The sequence below is a fragment of the Bradyrhizobium sp. T-12 genome, assembly GCF_058314695.1.
On the sequence record NZ_CM177756.1, the window covers coordinates 6,664,800 to 6,688,764 of the forward strand.

General features: G+C 65.3%; 25 protein-coding genes, 1 tRNA gene and 2 pseudogenes. 12 read left to right on the top strand and 16 right to left on the bottom strand.

Annotated features, from left to right (window positions below; all coding sequences use genetic code 11):
• Nucleotides 1–13 precede the first annotated feature (13 nt).
• Together AC0WRY_RS31730 and AC0WRY_RS31735 are read left to right on the top strand one after the other, a co-directional pair.
• Nucleotides 14–604, top strand: coding sequence for a hypothetical protein (locus AC0WRY_RS31730; RefSeq protein ID WP_491122333.1), 591 nt, complete (start codon nucleotides 14–16; stop codon nucleotides 602–604).
• A 1,377-nt stretch (nucleotides 605–1,981) separates the two neighbouring features.
• Nucleotides 1,982–2,500, top strand: a pseudogene (locus AC0WRY_RS31735) (sensor histidine kinase); the annotation flags it as partial.
• A 132-nt stretch (nucleotides 2,501–2,632) separates the two neighbouring features.
• On the opposite strand, the gene AC0WRY_RS31740 reads toward AC0WRY_RS31735, so the two are convergent.
• Together AC0WRY_RS31740 and AC0WRY_RS31745 are read right to left on the bottom strand one after the other, a co-directional pair.
• Complete coding sequence (locus AC0WRY_RS31740) at nucleotides 2,633–4,192, bottom strand: oleate hydratase (RefSeq protein WP_194404649.1); 1,560 nt, start codon at nucleotides 4,190–4,192, stop codon at nucleotides 2,633–2,635.
• A 97-nt stretch (nucleotides 4,193–4,289) separates the two neighbouring features.
• Nucleotides 4,290–6,152 carry an AMP-dependent synthetase/ligase gene (locus AC0WRY_RS31745; protein ID WP_491122334.1) on the bottom strand — a complete coding sequence of 621 codons (1,863 nt, stop codon included), beginning with the start codon at nucleotides 6,150–6,152 and terminating at the stop codon, nucleotides 4,290–4,292.
• A 95-nt stretch (nucleotides 6,153–6,247) separates the two neighbouring features.
• Here AC0WRY_RS31745 and AC0WRY_RS31750 point away from each other — a divergent pair, with 95 nt between their 5' ends.
• The 3 genes from AC0WRY_RS31750 to AC0WRY_RS31760 all read left to right on the top strand — a co-directional run bounded on the left by AC0WRY_RS31750 (nucleotide 6,248) and on the right by AC0WRY_RS31760 (nucleotide 7,768).
• Nucleotides 6,248–6,595 carry a DUF3088 domain-containing protein gene (locus tag AC0WRY_RS31750; protein WP_194404651.1) on the top strand — a complete coding sequence of 116 codons (348 nt, stop codon included), beginning with the start codon at nucleotides 6,248–6,250 and terminating at the stop codon, nucleotides 6,593–6,595.
• A 122-nt stretch (nucleotides 6,596–6,717) separates the two neighbouring features.
• Nucleotides 6,718–7,287 carry a cysteine hydrolase family protein gene (locus AC0WRY_RS31755; RefSeq protein WP_491122335.1) on the top strand — a complete coding sequence of 190 codons (570 nt, stop codon included), beginning with the start codon at nucleotides 6,718–6,720 and terminating at the stop codon, nucleotides 7,285–7,287.
• A gap of 163 nt (nucleotides 7,288–7,450) precedes the next feature.
• Complete coding sequence (locus tag AC0WRY_RS31760; protein ID WP_211415716.1) at nucleotides 7,451–7,768, top strand: hypothetical protein; 318 nt, start codon at nucleotides 7,451–7,453, stop codon at nucleotides 7,766–7,768.
• Between the two features lie 32 nt (nucleotides 7,769–7,800).
• Here AC0WRY_RS31760 and AC0WRY_RS31765 read toward each other — a convergent pair.
• The 5 genes and pseudogenes from AC0WRY_RS31765 to AC0WRY_RS31785 all read right to left on the bottom strand — a co-directional run bounded on the left by AC0WRY_RS31765 (nucleotide 7,801) and on the right by AC0WRY_RS31785 (nucleotide 11,321).
• Nucleotides 7,801–9,071 (bottom strand): annotated as a pseudogene (locus tag AC0WRY_RS31765) (flavin monoamine oxidase family protein).
• An 8-nt stretch (nucleotides 9,072–9,079) separates the two neighbouring features.
• The gene (locus AC0WRY_RS31770; protein WP_491122336.1) at nucleotides 9,080–9,787 is read right to left on the bottom strand and encodes a RibD family protein; all 708 of its coding nucleotides are present in this window, start codon (nucleotides 9,785–9,787) and stop codon (nucleotides 9,080–9,082) included.
• Nucleotides 9,788–9,808: 21 nt separating this feature from the next.
• A complete protein-coding gene (locus AC0WRY_RS31775; RefSeq protein WP_491122337.1) occupies nucleotides 9,809–10,480 on the bottom strand; it encodes an FABP family protein in 672 nt (223 codons plus the stop codon).
• Between the two features lie 233 nt (nucleotides 10,481–10,713).
• A complete protein-coding gene (locus tag AC0WRY_RS31780) occupies nucleotides 10,714–10,893 on the bottom strand; it encodes a hypothetical protein (RefSeq protein ID WP_211415712.1) in 180 nt (59 codons plus the stop codon).
• Between the two features lie 179 nt (nucleotides 10,894–11,072).
• Nucleotides 11,073–11,321 (bottom strand): hypothetical protein, encoded by a 249-nt coding sequence (locus AC0WRY_RS31785; protein ID WP_491122338.1) that lies wholly within the window; start codon nucleotides 11,319–11,321, stop codon nucleotides 11,073–11,075.
• A 299-nt stretch (nucleotides 11,322–11,620) separates the two neighbouring features.
• Between AC0WRY_RS31785 and AC0WRY_RS31790 the strand changes: the two genes are divergently transcribed.
• From AC0WRY_RS31790 to AC0WRY_RS31805, 4 genes are all read left to right on the top strand, one after another.
• Nucleotides 11,621–12,166 (top strand): sigma-70 family RNA polymerase sigma factor, encoded by a 546-nt coding sequence (locus AC0WRY_RS31790; RefSeq protein WP_491123523.1) that lies wholly within the window; start codon nucleotides 11,621–11,623, stop codon nucleotides 12,164–12,166.
• A complete protein-coding gene (locus AC0WRY_RS31795; RefSeq protein ID WP_491122339.1) occupies nucleotides 12,163–12,804 on the top strand; it encodes a ChrR family anti-sigma-E factor in 642 nt (213 codons plus the stop codon). Before AC0WRY_RS31790 ends, AC0WRY_RS31795 begins: the two co-directional genes overlap by 4 nt.
• Nucleotides 12,805–12,884: 80 nt before the next feature.
• Nucleotides 12,885–13,469 (top strand): RNA polymerase sigma factor, encoded by a 585-nt coding sequence (locus AC0WRY_RS31800; protein WP_491122340.1) that lies wholly within the window; start codon nucleotides 12,885–12,887, stop codon nucleotides 13,467–13,469.
• A 19-nt stretch (nucleotides 13,470–13,488) separates the two neighbouring features.
• Nucleotides 13,489–13,806, top strand: coding sequence for a hypothetical protein (locus AC0WRY_RS31805; RefSeq protein ID WP_491122341.1), 318 nt, complete (start codon nucleotides 13,489–13,491; stop codon nucleotides 13,804–13,806).
• Nucleotides 13,807–13,831: 25 nt separating this feature from the next.
• On the opposite strand, the gene AC0WRY_RS31810 is transcribed toward AC0WRY_RS31805, so the two are convergent.
• Nucleotides 13,832–14,233 (bottom strand): DUF2177 family protein, encoded by a 402-nt coding sequence (locus tag AC0WRY_RS31810; RefSeq protein ID WP_211416589.1) that lies wholly within the window; start codon nucleotides 14,231–14,233, stop codon nucleotides 13,832–13,834.
• Between the two features lie 138 nt (nucleotides 14,234–14,371).
• Nucleotides 14,372–15,145 carry a DUF1295 domain-containing protein gene (locus AC0WRY_RS31815; protein WP_491122342.1) on the bottom strand — a complete coding sequence of 258 codons (774 nt, stop codon included), beginning with the start codon at nucleotides 15,143–15,145 and terminating at the stop codon, nucleotides 14,372–14,374.
• 192 nt (nucleotides 15,146–15,337) lie between these two features.
• Between AC0WRY_RS31815 and AC0WRY_RS31820 the strand changes: the two genes are divergently transcribed.
• The 3 genes from AC0WRY_RS31820 (at nucleotide 15,338) to AC0WRY_RS31830 (ending at nucleotide 18,665) form a co-directional block, all read left to right on the top strand.
• The gene (locus AC0WRY_RS31820; protein ID WP_491122343.1) at nucleotides 15,338–16,651 is read left to right on the top strand and encodes an NAD(P)/FAD-dependent oxidoreductase; all 1,314 of its coding nucleotides are present in this window, start codon (nucleotides 15,338–15,340) and stop codon (nucleotides 16,649–16,651) included.
• Between the two features lie 73 nt (nucleotides 16,652–16,724).
• Nucleotides 16,725–17,444 (top strand): DUF1365 domain-containing protein, encoded by a 720-nt coding sequence (locus AC0WRY_RS31825; RefSeq protein WP_491122344.1) that lies wholly within the window; start codon nucleotides 16,725–16,727, stop codon nucleotides 17,442–17,444.
• A 3-nt stretch (nucleotides 17,445–17,447) separates the two neighbouring features.
• Nucleotides 17,448–18,665, top strand: coding sequence for a class I SAM-dependent methyltransferase (locus tag AC0WRY_RS31830; protein ID WP_491122345.1), 1,218 nt, complete (start codon nucleotides 17,448–17,450; stop codon nucleotides 18,663–18,665).
• Between the two features lie 25 nt (nucleotides 18,666–18,690).
• Here the strand turns inward: AC0WRY_RS31830 and AC0WRY_RS31835 are convergent, their stop codons facing one another.
• From AC0WRY_RS31835 to hisD, 7 genes are all read right to left on the bottom strand, one after another.
• Nucleotides 18,691–19,842: a hypothetical protein gene (locus AC0WRY_RS31835; protein WP_491122346.1), complete on the bottom strand. Its 1,152-nt coding sequence runs from the start codon at nucleotides 19,840–19,842 to the stop codon at nucleotides 18,691–18,693.
• Nucleotides 19,843–20,162: 320 nt separating this feature from the next.
• A tRNA-Phe gene (locus AC0WRY_RS31840) sits at nucleotides 20,163–20,238 on the bottom strand.
• A gap of 182 nt (nucleotides 20,239–20,420) precedes the next feature.
• Nucleotides 20,421–20,606: a DNA gyrase inhibitor YacG gene (gene yacG, locus AC0WRY_RS31845; RefSeq protein ID WP_491122347.1), complete on the bottom strand. Its 186-nt coding sequence runs from the start codon at nucleotides 20,604–20,606 to the stop codon at nucleotides 20,421–20,423.
• Nucleotides 20,607–20,748: 142 nt separating this feature from the next.
• Nucleotides 20,749–21,381 carry a Maf-like protein gene (locus AC0WRY_RS31850; protein WP_194404668.1) on the bottom strand — a complete coding sequence of 211 codons (633 nt, stop codon included), beginning with the start codon at nucleotides 21,379–21,381 and terminating at the stop codon, nucleotides 20,749–20,751.
• Nucleotides 21,382–21,666: 285 nt separating this feature from the next.
• Complete coding sequence (locus tag AC0WRY_RS31855; protein WP_194404669.1) at nucleotides 21,667–22,134, bottom strand: arsenate-mycothiol transferase ArsC; 468 nt, start codon at nucleotides 22,132–22,134, stop codon at nucleotides 21,667–21,669.
• Nucleotides 22,135–22,139: 5 nt separating this feature from the next.
• Nucleotides 22,140–22,637: a UPF0262 family protein gene (locus AC0WRY_RS31860; protein ID WP_491122348.1), complete on the bottom strand. Its 498-nt coding sequence runs from the start codon at nucleotides 22,635–22,637 to the stop codon at nucleotides 22,140–22,142.
• The gene (gene hisD, locus AC0WRY_RS31865) at nucleotides 22,634–23,929 is read right to left on the bottom strand and encodes a histidinol dehydrogenase (protein ID WP_194404671.1); all 1,296 of its coding nucleotides are present in this window, start codon (nucleotides 23,927–23,929) and stop codon (nucleotides 22,634–22,636) included. The genes AC0WRY_RS31860 and hisD overlap by 4 nt, the downstream gene beginning before the upstream one ends.
• Between the last annotated feature and the right edge of the window lie 36 nt (nucleotides 23,930–23,965).

Consider the following 23,965-nt stretch of genomic DNA (forward strand, 5'->3'; position numbering starts at 1 on the left):
CACGAGCCCGACGATGCGCCTTCGCCGACCGGTCCTCTTCGCCATGGCCATGATCTTGACCATGCCCTTGGCAAGTCCTTGTTTTGCCGAGACTTCCGAACCGATCCCGGTCAACAATCCGCCGGCGCAGCAGAATGCCCTCATCGACCTCCTGGCGCTGATGTCGGGCCATTGCAAGACGCTCAAGGTCGCCGGCCGCGCCTTTGCCTGCAAGACGGTGGCCTACGCCCATGGCGACAAGGGCCGGGTCAATTTCGCGGTCGCAGTCGACGATCCCTCCGACGACAGCCACGTGGTGTCGTTCTCCGGCGAGAACGGCAAGCGCGCCGACGACAATTCCTACGAGCTGCCGATCGACCGCATGCTGCTCAACTCCAAGGACCGCCCCAAGGTCGATGGCCTGCCGGTGCCGGCCGAGCAGACCTCCACCGGCCTCTGCCGCCAAACCGGCAATTTCGCCGCCAGGAAGGTGACCGACGTCACCTGCTCGGCGACCGACAACGAAGGCCGTCGATATGAACTGCTGTTCGTCTCCGACGGTACGCCGGTGAGCGTTCGCCGCATCCGGCAGTCCTCGCCGTCGATCCAGGATCCGTTCAAGTAGCGGCACTTCGTCTGGGCTTGCGTGGTAGCGCAACCGTCACGCATCGCTCCGTTGAAACTCCAGGCGAGGCGGTTATGCTCACGCCAGCGTTCTCATCGCGGAGACGCGATCGCAGTGGGGGCGGGCCGACGGTCCAGCAACGCGCGTATGATCACCGGGCTGGTGCGCATCCTGATCGTCTGCCTGCTTGCAAGCCTGTCGCGCGACTGCATCGCGGCCGAGGGCAAGCGGCAGCGTTCGATCCTGGTTCTTGAAGAAGCCGATTTTCGCTCGCCGTTTTATTCCGAGATCTTTGCCGGCATCCGCGCCGCCGCGAAGCAGAGCGGCACGGCTGACACGGTGATCTACGGCGAGAGCCTCGATCTCAGCCGCTTCCCGGGACCCGGCTATGAAGAGAGCGTGGTCGGCCACCTCAGGACCAAATATGCACAGCGGCCGATCGACGTCATCGTTTCCATTGGCGTCACATCGGCGAAATTCCTTCAAAAGCGCAAGCAGGAGATTTGGCCGGCCGCGCCGGTCGTCTACGGCTTCGTGCCCGATCTGCCCGATACGCGCGCGCTGTTTCTGCCCGATACCACCGCCGTCTTCGCCCGCGTGACGCCAGCACATTTGCTGAATGCTGCGCGCGCCATCGTCCCAGACCTGACCCGTGTCGTCCTCGTGGGCGATGCCTGGAAGAATCCGCTGGTGTATGGACATTGGAAGCAGGACTTCGCGGCCATGATGCCGGGCCTCGAAGTCATGGATCTCTCCGATGCCGTGCTGCGCGACGTCCGCAAGCAAGTCGCTTCGCTGCCGGACCGTTCCGCGATCCTGACCTCCGCGATGTATTCCGACGGCGAAGGCACCTATTATTCCCCGGCGTCGGCGCTCGCGCTCGTCGCCGAGACTGCGAACCGTCCGATCGTCATCACGTCCGACACATTCCTCGGGCGATCGGGCGTCGGCGGCTTCCTGCTGATGCCGGAGATCATCGGACGGGAAGCCGGCGAAGTCGCCATGCGGATACTCGACGGCGAAGCGCCGTCGAACATCGTCCCCTTCGGCGGGGACAACGTGAAACCGATCTTCGACTGGCGCCAGCTGAAGCGCTGGAACGTGAACGAGGCCAATCTGCCCCCCGGCAGCGAGGTACGTTTCCGTGAACCGACCTTCTGGGGGCAGTATCACTGGCACGTCACCATCGTTGCGAGCATCGTTCTGCTGCAGGCGATGATGATCGCGATTCTGCTGCGCGAGCGCCACCTGCGCTTCGTGGCCGAGGTCGAAGCGCGGCAGCGCATGTCGGAGCTCGCTCACTTGAATCGTCGCGCCACCGTCGGCGAGATGTCTGCCTCGCTCGCCCACGAGCTGAACCAGCCGCTCGCCGCCATCATGATCAATGCCGAGTCGGCCCAGCAGATATTGCGAAATCCGGCTCCCGACCTCGGCGAGATCGAGGACATGTTGGCCCACATTCGCCGAGACGATCAGCGGGCAGCCGAAATCATCAGCCGGCTGCGTGCGTTTCTGAAACGAGACCCGACGGTACGGCACGAGCTCGACCTCAATGCGATGGTCGGCGAGGTGTTTCGCTTCCTCTCCGTGCAGGCCTTGACGCACGATGTCGAGCTCGTGACGGAGCCCTCGCCCGCGGATATCCGCGTCAAGGGCGACAAGGTTCAGCTCCAGCAGGCCATTCTGAATCTGGCCATGAACGGCATCGATGCGGTGGCCCATCTACCGAACAAGCGGCGCCGCGTGGTCGGCCGAACCGGTCTCGCCGAGGGCAATCTGGCCCTCGTCTCCGTCGCCGATGCCGGTGACGGAATCCTCGCAGAGAAGGTGACGGAGATATTCAAGCCGTTCTTCACGACCAAGGCGCAAGGCATGGGCATCGGCCTGTCGATCGCCCATACCATCGTCGAAGCGCATGGCGGGCGGATCTGGGCCGAGAACGCGCCCTCAGGCGGCCTTCTTTCACGTCGCCCTGCCGCTGGCGGCGCCATAGCCGCGATCGCAGGCACCAGCGCCGCCGAACCGGCATCACGCGAACGCCTTTTCCAGCGTCGCGAAGATCACCGCGAGCGACTTGTCGTGCCGCGTCACCGGCGGCACCGGGCGGTCGATCTTCATGAGCTGATAGACCGCCATCTGTGCTGCCCGCACCGAATATTCGACGGTGAACACGACGTCGTCGGGGATTTCGACGAACTGGCTGACGAAAGCGAGGTTGACCGAATTCTTCGGCACCGGCAGCGGCCGATCGGTCAGGTTACGCGGCATGAACATGCTCGTGATGTAGGGCATGCGGCAGGGAACGCAGATCGCGTCGTCGAGCACGCTCGCATCGAAGTTCAAGTGGCCGCACAGCTCCTTCAAAATATCCGCGCCGCCGCAATCGGACATCGGCTTGCCGACGAAATTGCCGACGCGGTCGGGATGCAGCGCATAGCCCCAGAACACCTGCACGTTCTTCGGCTGGCCTGCGAAATGCGGCTGGTGATACAGCACGACCGACATCAGCCAGTTGGAATCCTTGAACGTCACGAGGCCGCCGGTGCCGGCCCTGTTGCCGGAGAACGCCTCCATCCGGTCGAAGAACTGCGGATCGCGGCAGGTGACGGTGAAGGACAGCCAATAGGATTCGGGGATCGACGAGTTGAAGGCGGCGGGATTGCCGAACTCGGGACGGCCTTGCGCGATCGTCTCCCACAGCGCCCAGCCCTGGCTCTCCTTCTTGGTCAGGCGCGACGGCGGCTCGGTCATCGAGCCCAGGCTCGAGGCGTCCGTCATCGAGCCGTTCTGGAAGAACACGAGATCGTCGTCCTCGAGCCGGACATTGGCGATGCGGCCGTCGCGGTCGAGCACGAGCTGGCGCACCCGCAAGCGTCCGCCTTCGCTCTCGATCGCCATGTCGGTGACGCGCGTGCCGCGCACGAATTGCACGCCCTGGCGCTTCAGCCAGTCGGCGAGCGGCCGCACGATCGCATCATACTGATTGTAGACGGTGCGCTTGACGCCGGCGAGCGTCTCGATGCGCGGAAACTCGTTCATGAAGCGATGCAGGTATCGCTTCAGCTCGACCGCACTGTGCCAGGGCTGGAAGGCAAAGGTGGTCTGCCACATGTACCAGAAATTGGACTCGAAGAACTTCGGCGAGAGCCAGTCGGTGATGCGGCTGTCGCCGAGCGTCTCCTCCGAGGCCTCAGTCAGCCTCAGCAGCTCCAGCCTGTCGCGCGCGGAGAAGCCCATATGCGAGACATCGACCTTGAAGCGGTTGCGGTCGACCAGCCGCGCCTGCGAATGCGCGGGGTTGTCCAGGTTGAACGCGATGGTCTCGTCGCGCACGCTGAGGCCGGGATGCTCGAGCGAGGGAATGCTGGAGAGCAGATCCCAGGTGCATTCGTAGTGGTCGGTAGTCAGCATGCGGCCGCCGCGCAGCGAATAGGCGCCGTTCGCGAGCAGCGCGCCGTCGAGACTTCCGCCGACCAGAGGCTGCGCCTCGTAGATCACGATGTCTCGCCCCGCCTGTTGCGCGTCGCGGATCAGGAACGCCGCGCCCGCGAGCGATCCAATGCCACCGCCGATGAAATACGCCTTCATGACTTGCCTCGATTGCCATACGAATTTGTCGTGGGCGACATTGCATGCGGAGGCAGCGGCCGAAGTTGCGCTGGATCAAGCGCGGCGGAAGCAACGTTCAAGAGGACGTGAGCGCGCTCGCGGGGAGAGCCGAAACATTCGCCTTCTTCGCATAGATGTGCTCGATCTCGTCCGCGAAGCGGCGCTCGAGCGCGGGCCGCTTGTTCTTCAGCGTCGGCGTCAGCAGGCCCGCCGCAATGGTCCACGGATCGAGCGTCCACCACACCGCGCGCGGTGTGGCGTAGGACGGATAGGCCTTCACGGCCGCGGCGATCCGCGCCAGCAGCGCCGCCCGTTCCGCCGCCCCGCCTTGCTGGCCGCGCGCCGCCAGCCTTTCCTTCTCCTCTACCCAGGCCTTGGCATTCAGCACCACGAGCGCGGCGAGGAACGGCCGCTGCTCGCCAACCACCAGCGCCTGCTCGAACAAGGGATCGGCGAGGATCGCGGTCTCCAGATCCACCGGCGCGATCTTCTCGCCGGTGGAGGTGACCAGGATGTCCTTGATGCGACCGGTGATGGTGATGCGCCCGTTCTCGATGCGGGCCTGGTCGCCGGTATGCAGCCAGCCATCGGCGTCCTTGACGCGGCGCGTCTCCTCGTCCTTGTGCCAGTAGCCGAGCATGACGCTCGGACCGCGCACCAGCAATTCGTCGTTCTCGCCGAGCCTGACCTCGACGCCGTCGAGGACATGGCCGACCGAATGCGGATCGTTATCCTCGACGGTATTCACGGAGACCACCGGCGAGGTCTCCGTCATGCCGTAGCCCTGGAGGACGTCGAGCCCGAGCGCGAGAAACAGGCGAATGACGGGCGCCGCGATCGGCGCGCCACCGGACACCGCGACGCGCAGGCGACCGCCGAGTTGCGCCAGCACCTTGTCGGCGACGAGCCGCTTCAGCAGCGGCCAGGCCAGCCGGTCCAGCAGCGACGGCATGGCGTGCTGCTGCCGCGCGTCGAAGCGCCGCCCGCCGACGGCGACGGTGAGATCGAGCAGCGCGCGCTCGATCCAGCCCGCGGATGCCCGATGCTGCATGATCTGCGCGTAGATGCGCTCGTAGATCCGGGGCACCGAGACCAGCACCGTCGGCCGTACATGCTTCAGATCCTCCGCCAGTTGCGGCACCGAGCGGGCATAGGCGACGCAGGCGCCGGCCGCGATCGGGTAGTAATAGCCGCCGGTGCGCTCGAAGGTGTGCGAGAGCGGCAGAAAGGACAGGAAGACGTCGTGCGGCTCGGCTTCGATGCGGCGCGCGATCGCCTTCACATTGGCGACGACGTTGCCTTGCGACAGCATCACGCCCTTGGGCCGCCCCGTGGTACCCGAGGTGTAGACGATGGCGGCGAGATCGTGCGGTTCGATCGCGACATCGGGCAGCGGCGCGCTCGCCCCAGGGGCTTGCGCGAGCCAATGGTCGAGCCCGATGATCCGCGCGTTCGGCGTGATGAGCCCGCTTGCATCCGCGCAGACGACGCGCTTGAGATGGTCGAGCGGCTGGCCGGTCGCCACGATCGCCTGCCAGCGCTCCAGGGTATCGACGAACAAGAGCAGTGCGCCGGCATCGACGAGGACGTAGGCGATGCTGTCGGGGTTGTCGACGGCGTGCATCGGCACCGGGACGAGGCCGCGCGACAACGCCGCCTGGTCCATCGCGATATGCGCGATGCCGTTCGGCATCAGGATCGCGACGCGCTCGCCGGGCGCGAAATTCTCCGCGGCCAGCGCCCGCCGCCACAGCTCGAATTCGGCATCGATTTCCCGCCAGGACTGGCTGACCCAGCGCTTGGCACCGGCGTCGAAATGGCGATAGGCCGCCGCCGCTGGCGTCGCCTTGATTCGCCAGCGCAGGAGCTCCGGCAGCGTCTTGATGTCGGCAAGACCGTCTGGTTGACTCGCCTGTCCCGGCATGGCGTTCTCTCGCATCTCGTCGATTCCCAACCATTTGGTGCCTCGACCCTAGGCCGGCCAGTCCTTGCCGCTTTGATCCTCAGCAAGGCGGCCATGCTTTGGAGCGACCCATGACGCGCGACCGCCTGTTTCTGCTGCGGCCCGGTTTCGAGGATCCGGCCTTTCCGGGGCGACTGTTCTACTGCTGGCATTGCGCGCTGATCGAGGGCGTGCTGGCCTCGTTTCCGCAGCTTGCCGCAGAGCTCGAGGTCGAGCGCATCGCGTGGCCGCGCCCGCGGCAGCCGGTGATCGCGCTTCTTGGCGAGGAGAACCAGTCGCTGCCGCTGCTGGTATTGGCCGACGGCGCGACATCGCCGCACCAGACCGGCAGCCATCAGGGCCGCGCCTTCATCGCCGACAAGGATGCGATCCTCGCCGCACTTTCCGAACGCCACGGCTTTCCTGATCCGCATCCGTGAGGCGCATCCGCCAGCCGGCATGACCGCTCTCGTGTCCCGTCGCAAAACGAGGGAAGATCGGCATTGCGCGCCTTCCCCATCCTCGCATATTCGCTTCCACGACCCGCGCGAAAGATCCGATCATGCCCCACGCCCTCCCCGCTCTCATCGTCATCGACGTCCAGCGCGCGTTCGACGAATGGGAGGCCGCGGGGAAACGGCGCAACAATCCGGATGCGGTGGCGCGGATCGCCGATCTGCTGCAGGCGTTCAGAACCCGCGGCGCGCCGATCTTTCATATCCGCCATGAAGGCACCAATCCGAACTCGTCGTTCCTGCCTCAAAGCTCCGGCTATGCCGTCAAGGACGAGGCGCGCGAGCAGCCCGGAGAGACCGTCATCGTCAAGCGCGTCAACAGCGCCTTCATCGGCACGGATCTGGAGACGCGCCTGCGCGCGGCCGGCATCGGCACGCTCGTGATCTGCGGCGCGACCACCAATCATTGCGTCGAGACGACGACGCGGATGGCCGGCAATCTCGGCTTCGACGCGCGCCTCGTGCGCGATGCGACATGGACGTTCGACCGCATCGGGCCCGACGGCGACGTGCACGCAGCCGAGGAGATCCATGCGATGACGCTGTCGAACCTCAACGGCGAGTTCGCCCGCATCGTGACAACGCGTGACGTGATCGGGTCATTCGCGGCCAAGTGATGGCAGCAATGTGATCGACGCGATAATGCGACAATAAATCTCACGACGCGCGTTCAAGGGTGCGAATCATGTACCGCGCACTGCGTCGTTTCGACGCCCGCACTGTCCTGGAACGCAGCCGACGCCCATCTGTTGTCTCACGACATTCAACTGGAGTGATGACATGAAATATCTCATTGTCGCGATGGCGGTCGGAGCTGCGGCGCTTGCCGGCGGATCGGCGGCGAACGCGGCAGGCAGTTCGAGCGCTAAGCAGAGCGCGCAGGGCGGCCAATCGACCGACATCAGCGCGCAGCACCGGCACCACGGCCATCACCATCATTGGCGCCGTCATCACCACCATCACGGCTACTACCGTCCGCACTACCGCAGCTACGGCTACTACCCGCGGCATCACGGCTATTACGGCGGCGGGCCGTATGGATATTACGGAGGCGGCGGCCCGGGCGTGACGTTCAGCTTCGGCGGCGGACGCTGGTGAGACATGAGGCCCGCAAGTGTGCGGGCCTCTTTTCATTTCCGCAGGATCATCCCCGCCGTCTCCGCCCCGCTCGCCAGCGCCGCTTCCACCGTGCCCATGTCGCGGCCGCGATAGAGCGCTTCACCGGAGAACAACACCAGGCCATCGGCCGCGCCAGAATCGCTTGCGCCTCGCGCGTCCGCGGTGTCGCCCAGGAATAGGCGCCGCGGGCGAAGGGGTCGTGCGCCCAGTTGGTCGCCGCCGCGGTCACCAGCTCGCTTGCGACATCCTCGCGCGGCAGCTTGAAGATGCCGGCGAGTGAATCGAGCCCGGCTTCGATCGATTCCTGCGCATTGAGCCTGTCCAGCTCCCTTGTGCGCGGGCCGCCGAACCAGCCGGTGAGCACGGCATGCTGGCTCGGATATTGCGTCCACCACACCGGGATCTTCTGTTCGGACAGCAGGAAGGTCATGCCTGCGAGCTCATGGTGCCGCTCGCGCCACCATGGCCGCGCGAAGCGCAGCAGGATCTTGATGACGTTGCCGAAGCCGATGTCATCAATGGCGGCAAGCCTCGCGCGCGCGCTCGCCGGCAGCGTCATCTCGCGCAGCAAAGGCAGCGGCACGGTGAGGATCACGCTGTCGCAGCCTTGTCGGTCGCCGCCGGCGCAGCGAACGGTAACTTCGCCGCGCTCCTCCTCGATCGCCGTCACCGCGCAGCCGAGATTGATTGTGACGCCAAGCCTGCGGCAGTCCGCCGCGAGAAAGTCGATCAGCGCGCCATAGCCGCGATCGATGCGCGCCTGCGGCGCGTGCCCGCCATCCATCCATTCCTCGCGCAGCGCCAGCGTCGAGGCGCGCTCGGGGTCGGCCGCGTCATAGCCCTCGACCATCCGCTCGATCGAATGGCGCATCGGCGCATACTCATCCCCGGAAAAATGCCGGCGCAGGAAATCGGCGACGGAGAGATCGTCCTGCAAATCCCTCAGCGCGGCCTGAAGCTCCGCCTCGTGCGGATCGTCACGCGCCTCGCGCGAGAGCCTCGTTCCGTCAAAGCTCCACTGCTCGCCTTCGATCTCCTGAAGCGACAGCCCGGCCTCGCGCAGCAATCCGCGCGTGACCGGCGCCTCGCCATGGACGAATTCGGCGCCGCCCGCGGCGGGATAGCCGAACTCCTCAGCCGGCAGCGGAAGGATGCGGCCGCCGCAGTGCCCGCGCGCCTCCAGCACCGTCACCTTCCGGCCGGCACGCGCCAGCTCGCGCGCCGCCATCAGTCCTGCCGCGCCGGCGCCGACGATGACGATATGCTGTAACGTCTCGGACATGGCCGGCTTTACCGGCTCGCGCCTGGCGGGTCGTTCTTGATCAGATAGCGCAGCAGCAGCACACCGCCGCCGAGCTCCCGCGTGCTCTCCAGCGTCATTGCCGCGATCGGCGCGCGCTTGTCGCTGTCCGCCTCCGTCGAGGAGAACACGAAGGGCGCACCCGTGGCGCCATCGATCGCGGGACTGAGGATCAGGTTGAACTCGTCGATCAGGCCGGCCCGCAGGAATGCGCCATTGGCGAGGCCGCCGCCCTCCACCAAGAGGCGCTTCACGCCGAGCTCGCGGTGGAGAATGTCCAGCGCCAGCGCCAGGTCGATCTCGGACTTGCCGGCAAAGACATAGGAGACGCCCTCGCCGCGGAGCCCTGCGAGATGCGAATCCGGAACGCTCTCGGTCAGCACCACGACGATGGGGTCGCCGCCGATGTCCGAGCGGCCCCAGCCGATCTTGCCCTGCGCATCGAGCACGATTCCATAGGTTTTCGAGTCGCGCCGCGCGAGCCAGTTTTCGCGCGGCAGCTTCTCCTTCGTCGCGGGATAGGGCTGGCCCTTGGCGAACTCCGATCCGGTGACGCGGCCGATCACCCAGGCATCGCCGCCGAGCTCCTCATGGATCTTCTCGAACCAGTCGGTGCCCGCCCCTTTCGGACGCCAGCGGCTGGGATGCGTGCGGCCGTCGAGGCTGGAATGCATCAGGCAGATGACGTAGGGCTTCATGCAATTCTCCGCAAATGCGCTTCACACCGCCGCATCGCTCTTCTCATCGCCTCTCGCGCGATCCCTGGCAATCGCCGCGAGCGGATTGAGCTTTGGCGGCGCGACCAGCTGCAGCGTGTTGGTGTCGTGATGATTGAACGGCGCGCCGCGCACGAACAACTCGGTCTGGATCAGATAGGTCCAACTGCCGTCGTCGTTGAAGGTGATGTCGCAGCGGTAGGAATCGGTGCGAAATGCCTGCTCCAGGAAATCGGTCGAGCAGATCCCGTAGGCGGTGTCGCCGCGCTTGGCAGTGACCGAGATCGTCTTGTCGCCGGGGCCGGCCTTGCCTGAGGCCAGCAGCACCTGCCCGCGCGGAATCGCCAGCGTCTGCATGATCAGCCCGGTCGCGGGCTCCCAGAGCCAGTAGCCGACCTGATCGTGGAAGGTGATGTCTTCCTCGGGCGTGTTGATGTGGATGTGGTAGCGCAGCCCGTAGAGGAGCTGCGGGCCGTTGGCCTGCGGATCGATCGGATCCATGCGAATGCGCTCGATGAAGGTCCGCCGCTCGGGTCCCTCCGCCTTCGGATTGACGTCGATGCCCTTGTCCGCCTGCCAACGGCCAGCGAGGCGGCGCAGCGGGCCGAGATTGGCAAGGCCGTCGGGCGAGACGTCCTCGGGCTCGGTGAAGATGTCGGCGGGAACGGGGAGCATGGCGGCCTCGCGGGAAATTTCAGAGGCAGCCATAGCACGGCGGCGCGAACCTGGCGCGTGCTCAGGCCTCACAATCGCGAATGGACACCGGCGTTGCGCGCGGAGCGATTGTCGGGCTTTCTGGAAAGATCGTGCATTGCTGGTCGCGGTAACGTCTTCGGGGAAGAGGCGTGTCGGCCACGCCGGCCGACGCGGAGTCGAACCTGTTCGATTCGACTCCGCCGCCAGAACGCTTAGTGGCGATGGTCGCGCACCTCGGGCTGATTGCGGTGATCGCGGACGATGGTCTGATTGCGATGGTCGCGCACGACGGGCGGATCGCGATGATCGCGCACGATGGTGAGCGCGCTGGCGGGGGTCACCGCGCCCGCCAGGGTGATCGCTGCGAAAGCCACGAGGATGAAATTGCGCATGAGTCTTTTCCTTTGCCTGGTGGATCACTGCGAACCACCTGACGCAAAGCTAGATCGACCCGCGAGGAAGTTATGTGTCACGCCTCACGCGCGGACGATCGATGCACTGGCGGCGGCGTCATCCGATCGGATGAGCGCAGCCCCTTGAATCACCGACCTGCCGCGTCAGCGACGAGCAGTCAAGCCGCCTCGGACACCGACTTCGCGCGCTGCTCGAGCACACCGATCGTGGAGACGAGATTGTCGCGCCGCGCGCGGAGGTTGGCGGCCAGCATCGGATAGGTCGGCTGCTGCACGTCGAACACCCCGGCTCTGGCTTCTTCCTCGAGAATGTCGGTGTTCAACAGCCGAACGCGCCACCACAGATCGGCGATCAACGCATCGAGCCGGAGCTCGCCGGCAGTACCAGAACGGGACATGTCTTGCATCGCTTGCCTCAACCTGAAACGGGCCTCGCCGCCGAGGCCTGACTTTGGTCATGACTGAGCAAGCGGGGTGCCAAGGCCGGATCGCCACGCCCGGCAGGCGTGGGGAACTCGCAACAATGCGCCTCCCGGGGTGATCCAGCGGCTGGCGGCGGTCGTTGTTTGTCCGAGAGGTCGCTTGTCGAGGTGTTATGATCGCTGCTATCCCGGCTTTGAAGGTGCCGATCCGGGCTGAAGCCGGTTTACCCCGGATGGTGCCGGCGCGGCCGTCGATTGGTGCGAGCAAAGGGCCAAAGGCAAAGGTGGATTGGGCTGATTTGATCGGACGGGTCGCCGCTGATGGCGACCGGGAGGCTTTCAAGCGGCTGTTCGAGCATTTCGCGCCCCGCATCAAGGGGCTGATGCTGAAAGCCGGTTGCAGCTCCGACGAGGCAGAAGAGATCGCTCAAAGCACCCTGATCGCCGTGTGGCGGAAGGCGCACCAGTTCGATCCTGCGACCGCGGGAGCGCCGGCCTGGATCTTCACGATCGCGCGCAATCTACGGATCGATTTGTTCCGCCGCAGGGCGCGGATAGACCGTTTGCAAGCCGGTCCCGAGCTGCCGGACGAGCCGGATCAAGCCGAGCCGGCCGATATCCTGATTTCGCGCGGGCAGGATGCGGCGCGGATCGCGTCGGCCATCCGGCAGCTCTCGGCGGAGCAATCCATGGTGGTGAGGCTGTCCTTCATCGAGGAGAGGCCGCATCCCGAAATCGCGAGCGCGCTCGGGATTCCGCTTGGGACGGTCAAATCCCGGATCAGGCTGGCGATGAACCGGTTGCGAGACATTTTGGACGAAGAAGCATGACGATCAGCCATCATCCGCCGGAAGATCTTCTGGCCGATTTCGCGGCCGGCAAGCTCGAAGAAGCCCATCATTTGGTCGTCGGTGTGCATGTGGCCGGCTGCGCGCGCTGCGCCCGTTTCGTGCAGGCCATCGAGCAGCTCGCGGGGGCGGCGCTCGAGGAGGTCGAGCCAGCACCGATCGCACCGGATGCGTTCGATCGCGTGATGTCACGAATTCACGAGGCTCCGAAGGAGATAGCCGCGCCTCCGCCGGCGTCGGCCACCGATGACGATGTTCCACCGGCCTTGCGCAAATATCGCATCGGCAAGCGCCGGCGGGTCGCGCCCGGTCTCAGCCTGCGGCCGATCGAGCTCTCCGGTTCGGGCACGGCGCGCGCCTTCCTGCTTCGGTCAGCGCCGGGCTCGCGGATGCTCGAGCATACCCACACCGGCACCGAGCTGACGCTCGTGCTCGAAGGCAGCTTCAGCCATGAGGGCGGACGCTTCGGTCCTGGTGATTTCGACTATGGCGACGACGAGGTCGATCACCGCCCCATCGTCGGCGACGAAGGTCCTTGCCTCTGCCTGGTCGCGATGACCGGCGACTTGCGCATGAACGGTTTCCTCGGCCGGTTGATCGGGCCCTTCGTGCGGCTCTGAACTGCTGCTCCCTTTCCCGTCAGGTGATCCGGGCCCGCGCTCGGAGCGTTTCGTAAGGAAACGCAAGGGAGAGACAGGACATGACCTGTTCGAGCCTCGCCAATCGGGCGCAAAGCGAGATGTTGCCCGGACTGCTGGTACGCGTCTCAGCAGGCGAGACACGCGCCTTCGCAGAGCTTCATACGATGACCCGCGGCAGGCTGCGCAGGATCGCGCTGGCCGTCGGGACGGCGCCGCACGATGCGGACGACATCCTGCAGGAAAGTTTCCTGAAGATCTGGCGCAATGCGGCTCGGTTCGATCCCGGTCGGGCGTCGGCCATGACCTGGATGGCTGCAATCGTCCGTCACACCGCGATTGACCAGCTGCGGACCAGGCGGCAGCCCAGTGTCGAACTGGACAAGGCGCTCGCGGTCCCCGCAACGGCCGGGCTGTCACCAACCGAGCACTTCGACTACGCCAGCGCCGAACCCATTGCGCTGGGCGCATTGGCCCGCTTGCCGGAAGATCGCCGCAGGCTGGTCGCACTGGCCTATCTCGAAGGCGAGAGCCGCGCGAGCCTGTCTCAGCGCTTCGGCGTGCCGGTGGGCACGATCAAGACCTGGCTGCACCGAACCATCTTGTCGGTGCGCAAGGATTGCCTCAGCGCATCGGCTGCGGCTTGAAGCCGGCGAGAACGCGTGCATGGACGCAGAGATCATTGAATTTCCCGAGCGTGGGCGCGAGAACCGGCTTGTCTCCTCGACGGCAAGGCTCGAAGCGATCGTGAGAGAAGTCGAAAGTGTCGTCGCCCACGAGCCCGCGGCCGGTGTCGATCGGCTGCTCGCAATCATGGAGCGCATGGCCGATCAACTGGTCGAGCTCGCGAGCCTCTTGCTCGACGAGCCGACAAAGATCCAGGCTCACGAGACCTTCAAATCCTTGTCCGACAAGATCGCGGAAACCAGAGAGGCGTTCGAACTGCTCGAAGGTCGGAAGCAATCGGACCCGACGGCCCCCTGATGCAAGGTGATGCGGTCGCGCCGACTCAGTGCGCCAGCTTCTGCGCGACAAGAAATCCGATCCAGGCACTGACGCCGGCGAGACAGGATCCCCAGCACACGTCCGCAAGGGTCAGTCCGGTCGACCAGTTTCGCAACGTCGCCTGGTTGGTCAGATCGTAGGTCGCATAGGTGAAGCAGCCAAGCAGCAGGCCGGATGTGAAAGCGCGCAGCGCGCCGCCATCCTGCTGCGCCGGCAGCACGGCAAACCAGATCAATCCGAGGGGATACAACACGTAGAACGCGGCCGCGGCCGGCAGGTTCGGCTGAGCCCGCAACATGTCACCCAGCACCGGTCGATACAGTCTTTCGACCATGATCGTCAGCCAGACCATGTCGACGGCAACGAAGGTCACGGCCACAGCCAGGTAGGTCAAGAACAGATTCATGTCGCGCGTCTCGTCGCCCTGCATCCGGCTTATCGGCCGCCCGTCAGATTAACGCTCGACAAGCCGTTGCGGATCACATCCGCCACGCATTCGGTTTGCCGGCCCAGCTGGCCGGCATCGCGGCGGCCTCGACACTGTTCATCGCGAAGCCTGCCGCGGCGGCCATGGAAAGAAGGCGCTGGTGCGCGCCTGATATCGGCGATAGCGGTCGCCGCGCGATCGCAGCATCTGCTCTTCGAGCGGTGGTATTCCCGTCACATGGACTAGGATCCAGTACATGATCGCCGGCGCCGCCAGGCTGGCCCAGCCCCAGGCATATCCTGATGATAGCGCGATGACCGGGTAAGCCAGCCACCCCAGCCATTCGAAGAAATAGTTCGGATGCCGCGACCAGCGCCACAGACCGACATCGCAGACCTGTCCCTTGCTTGAGGGGTCGCGTTTGAAGAGCCGCAGCTGCCGGTCCGCCATGGCCTCGCCGGCGACGGCAATCAGGACGATGACGATGCCGATGTAGTCCTGCAGCCGCAGCCCCGGCGCCGGTGCGTGCGCCGCGAGGAACACGGCGAAGGGGAGCGGCAGCGAGACCAGCGCCTGTGATTGCAGAAAAAAGAACATTCGGCGCGGGGCATCCGCTCCCCATTCGCGCGCATAGTTCGCATATCTGGGATCGTCGATCCCGGCTGCGGAGCGGCGCGCAATGTGCGTGCCCAGCCTTACCGACCAGAGCAGCACAAGCCCGGCAACGAGCGCCTGGCGGCCCGGCAAGGAGCCGGCAAGCGGCCACAGGGCACCTGCTGCACCGACGAGACCGCACGAATAGGACCAGATCGCGTCGACCCAGCCGGAATTTCCCGTGCGCTGCTGGATAACCCAGGCCAATCCCATCAAGAGACAGAAGCCCAGCGCCATGCAGCCGACCGCCTGAATGTACGGAAGGATCATGTCCTCACCCAAATTGACCCTGTCGATACGTCATGTCCGGGCTGCGGTTTCACCCCCGGCGCCAGGCTCGGGCGAGTGATCCGCGACCTCCCGCCGAACGTTTCCTAAGAGTTGCTTCAAGGGCCGCAGCTGACGGTACCGCAGTGGGGGCGAAATAGAATGCGTTTGGCCGTGATCGGGACGGGAATTGCCGGCAATGCCGCCGCGTGGCTCCTGTCGAAACGTTACGCAGTCACCGTTTACGAGCGCGAGCTGCAGCCGGGGGGGCATAGCCACACCGTTCGCGTCGACTATGACGGTGAGCCCATCGATGTCGATGTCGGCTTCATCGTGTTCAACGAGACCAACTACCCGCAATTGACGTCGCTGTTCACGCATCTCGGCGTGAAGACCGTCGAGACTTGCATGAGCTTCGCCCTGTCCTCCGACCACGGCCGGTTCGAATGGCGCGGTGGCGGCGAGACCGCCCTGCAAACGGTCTGCGGCCTGTTCGCGCAACCCCGCAACCTCGCATCCCCGTCATATTTCCGCATGCTGGCCGAGGTCGCGCGGTTCAACAAGCAGAGCGTGGCCGATCTGCGCGCCGGCCGGCTGCATGGCCTGACCCTCGGCGAATATCTGCGCCGGAAATCGTTCGGGCCGCGCCTGTTCTCCGACTATCTCGGTCCGATGGGGGCGGCGATCTGGTCGTCTTCGTCCGACGACATCCTGTCGTTCCCGGCGGAGAACTTCGTCGCCTTCTTCGACAATCACCGCCTTCTGCACCTCGATCGACCGCGCTGGCGCACGGTCGAGGGTGGCAGCCGGCGCTATGTCGACAAGCTGACCACTTCGTTCAAGCACAACATTCGGCTAGGTTGCGCGGTGACATCGATCGACCGGACGGGGCCTGGCGTGACCATCCGCGACAGTCATGGCGGTATAGAGACTTACGATGCTGTGGTGATGGCTTGTCACAGCGACCAGGCCTTGGCGACGTTGTCGGACGCCGACGCCACGGAGCGTTCCATCCTTGGCGCCATCAGATATGCTCCGAACACCATTTATCTGCACCGCGATCCCAGTCTCATGCCCCGGCGGCGTCAGGCGTGGGCCTCCTGGAACTTCCTGCGCTGGCCGCGGCAAACGCCTGCCCTGAACGACGTCGCGGTGACCTATTGGATGAACCGGCTGCAGGGGATCGACGAGCGCAGACCCTTGTTCGTCAGCCTCAACCCTCCCTTCGAGCCGGCGGCCGGTCTGACGTTCGGACAATTCACCTTCGCCCATCCGCAATACGACATGGCTGCGTTCGCGGCGCAGCGAAAGCTGCCCGCGATTCAAGGACGCCGTCGAACCTGGTTCTGCGGCGCCTGGACCGGCTACGGCTTTCACGAGGATGGCCTGCAGGCCGGCATTTCCGTTGCCGAGGCACTCGGCGTCGAACTTCCTTGGCGTCAACCGGATCCGGCCCTGGCCGAGGCTGCCGAGTAAGGCGATGGTCCGAACTACACCAGCCGAAACTGAGACTGCGACAGCGCCCGCCGCGCTCTATTGGGGAAAGGTGATGCACGCGCGCTGGCGCCCCGTGCAGCACAGGTTCACCTATCGCGTGATGAGTCTGCTGATCGATCTCGACCGGCTGGGCGAAGCGGATCGCCAATCCCGGCTGTTCGGCGTCAACCGAGCGGCCCCCTTCAGCTTTCACGAGCGCGATCATGGCGACGGCAGCGGCGCAGGCCTCAGCGAACACGCCCGACAGCTCGCGGCCGACCACGGCATCGACCTGTCCGGGGGCCGCGTTCTCCTGCTTTGCTATCCCAGGGTCTTCGGTTACGTGTTCAATCCGCTCTCGGTCTACTTCTGCTATGGCGCGTCCGGCAATGTCGCGCTGATGATCTACGAAGTCCGCAACACCTTCGGCGGGATGCACTCCTACGTCCTGCCAGTGCAACAGGACAGCGCGGGCTCGGCCATCCGCCAAAACCAGGCGAAGGCGTTCTACGTTTCACCCTTCATGGAGATGGAAACGTATTACCGTTTCAGCGTTTCTCCACCCCAGCAGGATGTGAAAGTCAGGATCCTGCAGAGCGGCGCGCAGGGCGCGATGTTTGCGGCAGCATTTTGTGGGCGACGCCGCGCTCTGACGAGCCGCTCCCTGCTGGCGGCGCTCTTTGGTCTGCCTTTCCTGACCTTGAAGGTCATCGCAGCCATTCACTGGGAAGCGATGCGGCTCTGGCTGAAAGGCGTTCCGTACGTGCCTCGTTTGAAACAACGCGAGATCTGAACCATGGACCTGGCAGCCACCCATCCCGCCGTTCGATTTGATGGCGTCCCGTTCTTCGCCCGCCTGGCTCTGCGCCTTGCATCACAGCTTCGCTGTGGCACCCTTCATGTGCGTCTCCCCGACCAGAGGATGGTGACGTTGCGCGGGCAGCTTCAGGGGCCGTCGGCCACGATCGAGCTGAAGAACTACAGGTTCGCGCGCAGCCTCGTCATCGGTGGCGACATCGGCATGGCCGAAGCCTACATCCGGGGCGACTGGACCACGCCCGATCTCGCTCAGCTTCTCTACGTGTTCTGTCTCAACGAGGAGCTGGTCGACAGCGCATTCGCCGGGAATATGCTGGTTCGCCTCTGCCGGCGAGCGCTCCATCGCCTGCGCCGCAACACCAAGGAAGGATCGCGGCACAACATCCACCAGCATTACGATCTCGGAAACGAGTTCTTCTCTGCATGGCTCGATTCCAGCATGACCTACTCGTCGGCGCTGTTCTCGTCCGAGACGACCGATCTCCCTGCTGCGCAACATCACAAATACGAACAGCTGGCAAAGGCGATCGAATTGCAGCCCGGTCAGAGCGTGCTCGAGATCGGATGCGGTTGGGGTGGCTTTGCGGAATTCGCCGCCAAGACTTACGGCGCCAGGGTTTTGGCCCTCACCATCAGCAAGGAGCAGCATGATTTTGCCCGCCGCCGGATCCACAAGGCCGGGCTGGCCGAGAAGGTCGAGATCCGCTTGCAGGATTACCGCGACCAGGACGGCCGCTTCGACCGCATCGCCTCCATCGAGATGATCGAAGCCGTCGGCGAGCAATTCTGGCCTGCCTATTTCAATCAGCTGAAGCAGCGGCTGAAGCCCGGCGGACTTGCCGGCATCCAGGCCATCACGGTTCACGACGAGCTCTTCGGCAGCTATCGGCAGCGGGTCGACTTCATCCAGAGATACATTTTCCCGGGCGGCATGCTGCCGTCGGCCGCCATTTTGCGGACGCTCGGCGAACGTTTCGAGATGCCCGTCGTTCGCGAGCGCATGTTCGGGCAGGACTACGCCAGGACGATCTCACTCTGGCGCGATAGTTTCAGCCGGGCCTGGATCGACTTGACCTCACTGGGATTCGACGAGCCCTTCCGCCGGATGTGGGAATATTATCTGTGCTACTGCGAGGCAGGCTTTCGCGCCGGAAAGATCGACGTCGGGCACTTCGTGTTTGCACGGCGTGGGTAAGGGGAATCGCGCGCCCGCTGGGCTGCTAAAACCCCGCTGCCGGCACCGTCAGTGGACGTCCGCGTATCGCCCGTCCCGCAATGTCCTTGCCGCTCTGGGTGTCGTCGGTCCAGGCCGCGAAGGCCACTTCGTCCCTTGGACCTGAAGCCGCGGCAACCGCGAGGCTGAAGCGGTTATCGCCGGTCGACGTGTTGAACTGGACGACCTTGCCCAGCGGACCCCCGGTCGAGAAAACCCGCGCCTTCACGTTGGTGGTGGCGGGCTGGTCGACGTTGAGCTGGACCCAGCCGATCAGGAAGCGTCCGCCCGAGAGCGGCGAGAGGGTCGGCCAGGTCGCCTGGATACGTTGTTCGCTGGTCGAGACGAGGTGGAGATTGGCGGGCGAACCATCGGCCTTGTATACGTCAGCTTCCACGACGATCAGGGTGCTCGCCGTGGCGTCTTCGCCGAAATCGTTCAGATGCGCGATGACAAACTGGCCGCCGTCGATCGCGGCCATGGCTGCCGCGGTGGTCGTCGAGGGCGTGATGTGCTCGCTGCCCACCGCTCCCTTCGCGTTGAAGAGCTGATAGCGGATATGCAGGGGACCTGTGATCCGCGCCCGCCATCCGATGACGACGTCGCCGGTGGTCAGGCACGCCACCATCGGGACCTTGTGCAGCCCGGCGGTGGTGTTGGCGCGAAACTCGGCGCCGATCCTGCTTCCGTCGGCGCCGAAACGTTGCGCGCGGATGCGCTGGTCGGCCCGCTTGTCCGCCCAGACGACAATGAAGTTTCCGTCCTGCAGGCGCGCCAGAGCGGGCCGGATCAAAGGCTCGACCGGCGACGTAGAGACCTGGATTTCCGGTCCGGACAGCGTATCGGCATCGAAGATACGAAGCTTGAGCTGGGTCGGCGCCGTCGCGGCACTGCCGGCCGCCTGCTCGTTCCAGGCCACAACGAAGCCCGATCCGTACTCCACGGCCACGGGAAGCTGCCGCCGCGGTCCCGGCGGCGTCGGCAGGTTGATCAGGATCTGGTCGCTGCTCCTGGCACCGCCCGCACCGAACATCTGGCCCTTGATCGTGTTGTCGCTGTGGTCCTCCCACACGACGACGAATTGGGTGCCCTGAAGGCCGCACACGCTGGGCTGGCTTTGATCGCCGGCCGTGGTCGTGTTGATCAAGACCTCGTCCATGGCGTTTCCCTTCCTCAATCCAAACGTGATGAAAAGCGCGGGGCCGACCGAAAGTTGGGACTATAACACGAGCGCTTGCGGCGATTGCAATCGAGCAAGGGGGGCAATGTGGCCCATGGCGCGCAGGTTCGGCGGGCGACGAGCGTGGTCGCCACTATGCATTTCCATTTGAGGCTAGGCTTCAACGTGGGGAAGCGACAGCGCCCGCCTGGATGCGGCAAGGACTTTCCGCGCTGCTGCGAACCATAGTCGGCGCCGGTCGGCGACCTTCACGCGTTCGCTGCGGGATGAGCGTGGCTACGCTAGGCGTAACCGAAGCGTGGTGCCCAGGGGCGGAATCGAACCACCGACACTGCGATTTTCAGTCGCATGCTCTACCAACTGAGCTACCTGGGCGTGCTCCAAGAGAGGGGCCAAAGCCCATCGAGCGGGCGGTTTATAGTGGGCCGGAAGCGGCCTGTCCACCCGGCTTCGCCAAGAGGCTTCGCCCGGCGCGGCCCGGCTGTGCACAAGCTCGCACGGGCTCGCCGCGGCTGGCGCGCAGCGTTACGACCGCTCAGTCAAGACATTGATAATATTTAGTATTCTACGTCGTCCACTTCGTCGTCGCGGCCGGGGATGACGTAGGAGCCTTTCAGCCATCGGTTCAGATCGACATCGCGGCAGCGCGAGGAGCAGAACGGGCGGGTGGCCTCTGACTGCGGCTTGCCGCAGATCGGGCAGGTTTTGAGCGGGCTGGCGGGCTTTTTGACCTTGTCGTCCATGATGTCGGCAGCTTGCAGGGGAGTGAAAGGGTTCAAGAGCCTGTCGGCAGACGGGTTCCCCAGATGGCGGCGCATCGTCCCCGTCAGGCCATTCTACTGTGCATGGGGTTGTTTTCGCGATTTTGTTGGGCGGCTGGCCGGCTCACACCGCAGTGGTGGCGTTGAGCCAGCCGAAGCGGATTGGGAAACCTTCACCGCCGAGCAGCGTCGTGGTCTCGTAGAGCGGCAGTCCGACCACGTTGGTGTAGGACCCCACCATCTTCACCACGAAGGAGCCGGCGATGCCCTGCACGGCGTAGCCGCCGGCTTTGCCGCGCCATTCGCCGGAGCCGATATAGGCCTGGATGTCGTCTTCCGAGAGACGCTTGAAGCGGACGCGGGTCTCGACCAGGCGCTGGCGGAAGGCTTCACGCGGCGTCACCAGCGTGATCGCGGTGTAGACGCGGTGGTTGCGACCCGACAGCAGGCGCAGGCACTGCGCGGCTTCGTCGACCAGATTCGCCTTGGGCAGGATGCGGCGGCCGACCGCGACCACCGTGTCGGCGGAGAGGATGAAGGCACCACGCAGCTCGTCGTCGAGCTGCACCGATTTCAGCGCCGCATCGGCCTTGGCCCGCGCCAGCCGATTGGCGCAGGCGCGCGGCAGCTCGCCCCGCTTCGGCGTCTCGTCGACGTCGGCCGGCCGGAGCGCGTCCGGCTCGATGCCGGCCTGGTTGAGCAGCGACAGACGCCGCGGCGAACCGGAGGCAAGTACGAATTTGGGGCGGCCAAGCATCAGGTGATTTGGGGGATGAAGCGGGGGTGAATTGCGCGCGGAACCTATCGGAAGGGGGCTGATTTCACAACCCGGGAACCCGAGGTTTGGTGATTCGAGGTTTCCGACATCCGTGCCCGCGGTCTGTGACGCCGGTGTTACGGAGGTCTCGCGTCCCGGACGCGGCGCGGCATGAAATGCTGCGACGCTGAGCCGGACCCACGGCTTCCCACCTGGAGGTGAGATGGGCCCCCGGCTCTGCAGCGCCTCGCGAAGACGCGCTGCGCTGCCTCCGGGGCACGCGCGCTATCCGCTGGCGGCACCCACCTTCGCGAACCGCCGGCGGATGCGCATCGAGAGCTGGTCGCAGACGTCGCGATAGGCCGCCAGCTTCTGGTCGCGGCTGCCCTCGATGGTGGTGGGATCCTGCGTCGGCCAGTATTCGACGTCGGCCGCGAGCGTCCGCGTCAGCTCCAGCGCCTTGTGGTGCGCCTCGGGCGAGAGCGTGATGATGAGGTCGAAATTCAGCCCCTCCCAGTCCTCCAGCTCCTCGAAGGTCTGCGGCTTGTGGGCAGAGATGTCCTGGCCGAGCTCGGCCATCACGGCGACCGCGAAGGGATCGAGCTCGCCCTTCCTCGCACCGGCCGACTTCACGTAGAGGCCCTGCGGAAACATGTGCTGCAGCAGGCTCTCGGCCATCGGCGAGCGCACGCTGTTCATCGCACAGGCGAACAGCACCGATTGCGGATCGCGTGCGCGTGGCGGCGCCGCCATCGCGCTTAACCCTTCCAGTGAAGGACGGTTATGAGCGTGAACAGCCGGCGCGAGGTCTCGAAATCGACCCGCACCTTGCCCTTCAGCCGCTCCTGCAGCGTGCGCGATCCCTCGTCATGGATGCCGCGACGGCCCATGTCGATGGCCTCGATCTTGTCGGGGGTCGCGGTGCGGATCGCCTGGTAGTAGCTGTCGCAGATCATGAAATAGTCTTTCACGATCCGCCGGAACGGCGTCAGCGACAACAGATGCGCGACGACGGGCGTGCCGTCCTCGCGGCGGATGTCGAACATCAGCCGGTTGCCGGTGATGCCGAGATGCAGCGTGAACGGGCCCTTGCCCTCGGCGCCATCGGGCGCGAACAGGTTCTGCTCGATCAAATCGTAGATCGCGATCGCACGCTCGTGCTCGATATCGGGCCCGGAACGGCCGATCGACTCTTCGTCGAGCGTGACGCCGACGATGCGATTGTTGGAGTCGTCCTGTTCGGGCAGCCCTGTCATGACAGATTGAGGCGCAGTCCAATCGAACGCGAATGGGCGTCCAGCCCCTCCGCTTGTCCGAGCGTCATCGCGGCCGGTCCCAGTGCACGCAGCTGGTCCGGGCCACATTTCAGGATGGAGGTGCGCTTCATGAAGTCGTGCACCGACAGCCCCGAGGAGAATCGCGCCGAGCGCGCCGTCGGCAGCACGTGGTTGGAGCCGCCGACGTAATCGCCGATCGCCTCGGGCGTATGGGCCCCAAGGAACACCGCGCCGGCATTGCGGATCTCTGAGGCAAGCGCATCGGGATCGACAGTCATGATCTCGAGATGCTCGGCGGCGATCGCATTGGCGAGCGGAATGCTGTCGGCAAGGCTCTTCACCATGATGATGGCGCCGAAATCGGCCCAGGACGCGCCGGCGATCGCGGCGCGCGGCAGCGTCTTCAACTGCGCCTCGACAGCCTTTTCGACGTCGGCGGCAAGGCGCGCGGAATCGGTGATCAGGATCGACTGCGCGCTGGCATCATGCTCGGCCTGCGCCAGAAGGTCGGCGGCGATCCAGTCGGCATTGCCGGTGTCGTCGGCGATCACGAGCACCTCGGAGGGACCTGCGATCATGTCGATGCCGACCTTGCCGAACACCAGCCGCTTGGCGGCGGCGACATAGGCATTGCCGGGGCCGACGATCTTGGCGACCGGCGCGATGGTCGCGGTGCCGTGCGCCAGCGCGGCCACGGCCTGCGCACCGCCGACACGGTAGATCTCGGTGACGCCGCCGAGATGCGCGGCCGCCAGCACCAGCGGATTGAGCTTGCCGTCGGGCGACGGCACCACCATCACGAGGCGCGAGACGCCGGCGACCCTTGCGGGCACCGCATTCATCAGCACCGAGGACGGATAGGCCGCGGTGCCGCCGGGCACATAAAGGCCGGCGGATTCGATCGCGGTATAGCGCCAGCCGAGTTCGACGCCGAGCGCGTCGGTGAAGCGTTCGTCCTGCGGAAGCTGGCGGCGATGGTAGGTCTCGATGCGGTCGCGCGCGAGCTTGAGCGCATCCAGCGTCGGGGCATCGCAGGCCTTCACGGCGGCCTCGATCTCCGCGGCGGTGACGCGCAGGCCGGATGCATCCAGCGTCAATCGGTCGAACTTGGCGGTGGCCTCGAGCAGGGCCGCGTCGCCGCGCCTGGCGACATCGTCGACGATGGCGCGCGCGGCGGCCTCGACGTCGGCCGAGACCTCGCGTTTGGCGGCGAGGAAGGCCGCGAATCGCTGGTCAAAATCGGCGCTGCTGCGGTCGAGGCGAACGGGCATGTCTGGCTTGATGTCTGGCTTGGCTTCTGGCTGGTC